The organism is Zavarzinia sp., assembly GCF_049306435.1.
GTDB lineage: Bacteria > Pseudomonadota > Alphaproteobacteria > Zavarziniales > Zavarziniaceae > Zavarzinia.
Genome location: NZ_JBAQRT010000156.1, coordinates 1 through 4,162, shown reverse-complemented (window position 1 = coordinate 4,162; position 4,162 = coordinate 1). Strand labels below are relative to the sequence as shown.

The window sequence follows — 4,162 nt, the reverse complement described above, 5'->3', positions numbered from 1 at the left end:
CCATGGAGGCATTCTCTCCCGCCTCGGCATCGGCCGGGCGGGTACGCGTTGAGCTGTCAGGCAGGAGTGACCGATGCGTGAAACGAGCGGGCCGGGCGGCGGGACTACCCTCGGGGCGACGGCTTTCCCGACCAATCTGCCCGGCGGGCGCGCGGATGGCGATATTTATACCTCGCCGCTGTACCAGGAGCTGAAGTTCCGGGCCCTGACCATCGTCCATGATTATCTGGAAAAGCGGGGCTTCACGCCGGACAAGGCCAATGGCGAAGTGGTGCGCAGTGAGATCAGCCGCGCCATTTCCGTCGTCGTCGCCGGCGCGGGCGTCGCCCTCAATGCCGCCGAGCGCGAACGCCTGCTCGACGATGTGTTCTTCGAGATCGTCGGTCTCGGCCCGCTCGAGCCGCTGCTCGCCGACACAACGGTCGACGACATCATCGTCAATGGCCCCAGCCGCATCTATGTCGAACGCTCGGGCGTCCTTGAGCGGGTGACGACGCGGTTCCGCGACGATGCCCACCTGATGAACATCATCCAGCGCATCGTCAGCCCGATCGGCCGCCGCGTGGACGAGGCCTCGCCCTTCGTCGACGCCCGCCTGAAGGACGGCAGCCGCGTGAACATCGTGATCCCGCCGATCGCCCTCGATGGCGCCACGGTCTCGATCCGCAAGTTCAAGCGCATCCCGCTGAAGATCCATGACCTGGTCCGTACCGGCACGATCAGCCAGGAGATGGTGGATTATCTCGCCGCCTGCGTCCGTGGCCGCCTGAACATGCTGATCTCGGGCGGCACGGGGTCGGGCAAGACCACGATGCTCAATATCCTGTCGGGTTACATCTCGGCGACGGAGCGTATCGTCACGATCGAGGACGCGGCCGAGCTGCAGATGCGCCAGTCCCATGTCGTGCGCCTCGAAACGCGGCCGCCGTCGGCTGATGGCACGCCTGAAATTACCGCCCGCGATCTCGTGAAGAATGCCCTGCGCATGAGGCCGGATCGCATCATCCTCGGCGAAATCCGTGGCGGCGAGGCGGTCGAGATGGTCCAGGCCATGACCACGGGCCATGACGGCTCGATGGCGACGGTCCACGCCAATTCACCGCAGGACGCCATGAGCCGGCTCGAGCTGCTGCTCGGCTTCGGCGGAATGCAGGCCAATGTCGCGACCGTGCGCAAGCAGATCACCTCGGCGGTGCAGGTCGTCGTTCAGGTCCAGCGTCTGTCGTCCGGCGTCCGCAAGGTGATTTCCATCGCCGAGGTCGTCGGCATGGAAGGCGAGACCATCGTGCAGAACGAGCGTTTCCGCTATCGCGACAATCCGGCGTCGCCGGGTCAGGGCAGTTTCGTCATGGTCACGCGCCATTCGGCCTTCGCCGAACGTCTGGCCGCGGTCGGTGGTGTCACGCCGGCCGGTGGCGGCGCGGGACGTTTCGAAGGCCGGCCATAGCCGCGGCGGGGGAGGGACTACGATGATCCAGTTCGGCCTTGCCTTGCTCGCCGCCGTCGCCGCCGGCTACCTGATCGAGAGCTATATCAACGACTGGCGCGCCGACCAGGTCTATCGCAAGCGGCTGGCCCAGCTCGGCCGCTCGATGGGCATGGCGACGGATGTGGATGGCGACATCCCCGAGACCGAACGCCTGATGGGTCTTCTGATGATGTCGTCGTCGGGCATCACCCGGCGCATGACGCAGGCGGACTGGAAGGTCACGCCCCAGCGTTTCGTCGCCTTTGTCGCCGGGCTGTTCGTCGTCGTCGTCATCGCCGTCTGGCTTCTTGGGTTGCTCGGCGGCCTCGCCGCCGGGCTTGGTTACCTCGGTCTGTCCTACCAGATTCTCAGCGCGGCGGCGGAAAAGCAGGTCAATGCCTTCCTCGAGGAGCTTCCGGGCTTTCTCGAGCGGTTGCGCCAGCTGATCTCGACCGGCAACAGTCAGGCCCAGGCCTTCGACAAGGCTCTGATCTATTCCGGCGAGGCGGCGCGGTGCTATTTCGATCCGGTGGCGCTGCGGCTCAAGATCGGCCTGCCGTTGCCGGATGCCCTGCGGGTTCAGGCCCAGCGCCTCGGCGTCGCCGAACTGGCGATGCTGGCCATGATCGTGCGCACCAACCTGCGCTATGGCGGCAATCTCAGCTATATCCTCGAGCACCTCAGCCGGGTGCTGCGCGACCGCATCCGGGTGCGCGGCGAGTTCAAGGCGCTGTCGTCGGAATTGCGCAGCACGGCTTTCGTCATGGTGGCGATCCCGCCGCTGGTCGGCCTCGCCATCATGGCGATGAACCCATCCTATCTCGATTACTTCGCGGACAAGGGCCAGACCATGCTGGCGGTGGCGGTTGGCCTCGAGGTCATCGGCATCGTGATCATGCGGCGCCTGCTGCGGGTCGAATATTGAGCGGCGGCGGGGAGGAAACACCATGTCCTACATGATCGCCGCCGCCATGCTCGTCATCGGCGCCCTGATCCTCCTGTTCATCGGCAGCAATGTGCTGGTCGGGGAAGTTCGCAATATCGGCGACACGAGGCGCCTGCGCGGCCGCATGGCCGATGTCAGCCGCAGCGACGCCGTCCTCGACGAGGAAGTGGATGGCGGCGGCTTTTTCGAAATGGTCGGTCGCGCCACGACCCGCAGCCAGCGCACCCTGACCGAATTCGAGCAGATCATGCGCTCGACCGGCCGCTATGATGCCGGCGCGCCCTATTGGCTGGCCGGCCTCCGCCTGGTCGCCGGTGTCGGCCTCGCCATCGCGGCCTTCGTCGTCGGTCTTCTCATGGCCAAGATGAGCACGGCCCTGCTGTCCGGCATCGTCGGCTTCGCCATCGGTTACCTCGGGCCGCGTTATTACCTGTCGTCGCTGGCGCGCAGCCGGCGTCGGCGGATCGAGCGGGAATTGCCGTTCCTGATCGACATGCTGCTGCTGCTGGTCCGCTCCGGCGCCTCGATCGAACAGGCCTTCCGCCACCTGACCCAGGAAGAGGCGGATGGCCTTGGCACCATCAAGGGCACGCTCGACCGGCTGGTGAACGATATCGATCAGGGCAAGGGCTATGAAGTCTCGCTGCAGCGCTGGGGCACGCGGCTTGCCGTCGACGAGGGCCGGGAATTCGCCGCCCTGCTGATCCAGTCGCTGGCCCATGGCACCGAATTGACGGCGGCGCTGAAGATTTTCTCGGACACGCTGATCGAGCGGCGCATGAATGGCGCCCGCATGACCATCGGTCAGCGCATGACCCAGCTGACCGTCGTGATGATGCTGTTCATGATGCCGCCCCTGTTGATCGTCATCGCCGGCCCCGCCGTGTCGCGGCTGATCGAGGGGCTGACCAAGGTGAACGGGGGATGAATATCGTGCCGGTTACCGCCTTGCGGTCGCGGGGCCTGTCCTGGGCCGTGGTGTTGCTGGCGCTGCCGCTGGCCGTCGCCGGCTGCCGAGGCTCGGCGCCCGCGATGTCGGTCCAGGGGGAAAGCGTGGTGACGCCGACCGCCGAAGAGGACGCGCTCTATATCGCCCTGATCCGGGGCATGAACGAGCGCGGCCAGTCCCAGGCGGCCCTCGCGTTTCTCGACGACTACCTGAAACGCCACCCCAATGACGTCGAGGCCCTGGGCCTGAAGGGCGAAGCCCTGCTGCGCACGAAGCAGTATGATGCCGCGGACCAGATCTACATCGCCCTCGACAAGCGCCGGGTGCAGCCGGTGGCGGCCTTCGGCCTCGGCCAGGTGCGGGCCCAGGTCGGGGACTGGAAAGGGGCCGTGCCGCAGTTCGCCCGGGCGGCCGAGGCCGCGCCGACGGACCCCCGTGTTCTGAACAATTACGGCTTCGCCCTGCTGAAGACGTCGGACTACCCGAAGGCTTACGACATCCTGGCGCGCGCGACGCAGCTCAGCCCGCAAAGCCCGCAGATCAGGACCAATTTCGCGATCGCGGCCCTGAACAGCGGGCACGAGCAGCAGGTCGACGGCATTCTGCAACCCATCCCGGCGGCCGAGCGGGAGGCCGCGCTTTCCTTTGCCCGGAGTTGGAAACCATGAAGAAGACTTTCAGCCGCCCTGTCGCGGCCGTGCTCGCCCTCGCTTTCACGTCCGGGCTCGCGGTCTCCGTGCCGGCCCTGGCGCAGGACCAGGGGCCGGCCAGCCTCGGCGGTGTCGGCGCGGCGCCGGTG

At 66.7% G+C, this 4,162-nt stretch carries 4 protein-coding genes; all 4 read left to right on the top strand.

Annotated features, from left to right (window positions below; genetic code table 11):
• The first annotated feature begins 73 nt into the window (after positions 1–73).
• Genes WAZ62_RS08765 through WAZ62_RS08750 form a run of 4 tightly spaced genes read left to right on the top strand, consistent with a single transcriptional unit; the run spans position 74 to position 4,031 of the window.
• Entirely contained in the window at positions 74–1,447 is a 1,374-nt protein-coding gene (locus tag WAZ62_RS08765) for a CpaF family protein (RefSeq protein WP_422643144.1), read from the top strand.
• 22 nt (positions 1,448–1,469) lie between these two features.
• Complete coding sequence (locus WAZ62_RS08760; RefSeq protein WP_422643143.1) at positions 1,470–2,393, top strand: type II secretion system F family protein; 924 nt, start codon at positions 1,470–1,472, stop codon at positions 2,391–2,393.
• 22 nt (positions 2,394–2,415) lie between these two features.
• A complete protein-coding gene (locus WAZ62_RS08755) occupies positions 2,416–3,342 on the top strand; it encodes a type II secretion system F family protein (protein WP_422643142.1) in 927 nt (308 codons plus the stop codon).
• Complete coding sequence (locus WAZ62_RS08750; protein WP_422643141.1) at positions 3,339–4,031, top strand: tetratricopeptide repeat protein; 693 nt, start codon at positions 3,339–3,341, stop codon at positions 4,029–4,031. Before WAZ62_RS08755 ends, WAZ62_RS08750 begins: the two co-directional genes overlap by 4 nt.
• Positions 4,032–4,162 lie beyond the last annotated feature (131 nt).

Coding starts and splice junctions, on each gene's coding strand:
- WAZ62_RS08765 (WP_422643144.1), top strand. CDS start 74: ATGCGTGAAACGAGCGGGCCGGGCGGCGGGACTACCCTCGGGGCGACG.
- WAZ62_RS08760 (WP_422643143.1), top strand. CDS start 1,470: ATGATCCAGTTCGGCCTTGCCTTGCTCGCCGCCGTCGCCGCCGGCTAC.
- WAZ62_RS08755 (WP_422643142.1), top strand. CDS start 2,416: ATGTCCTACATGATCGCCGCCGCCATGCTCGTCATCGGCGCCCTGATC.
- WAZ62_RS08750 (WP_422643141.1), top strand. CDS start 3,339: ATGAATATCGTGCCGGTTACCGCCTTGCGGTCGCGGGGCCTGTCCTGG.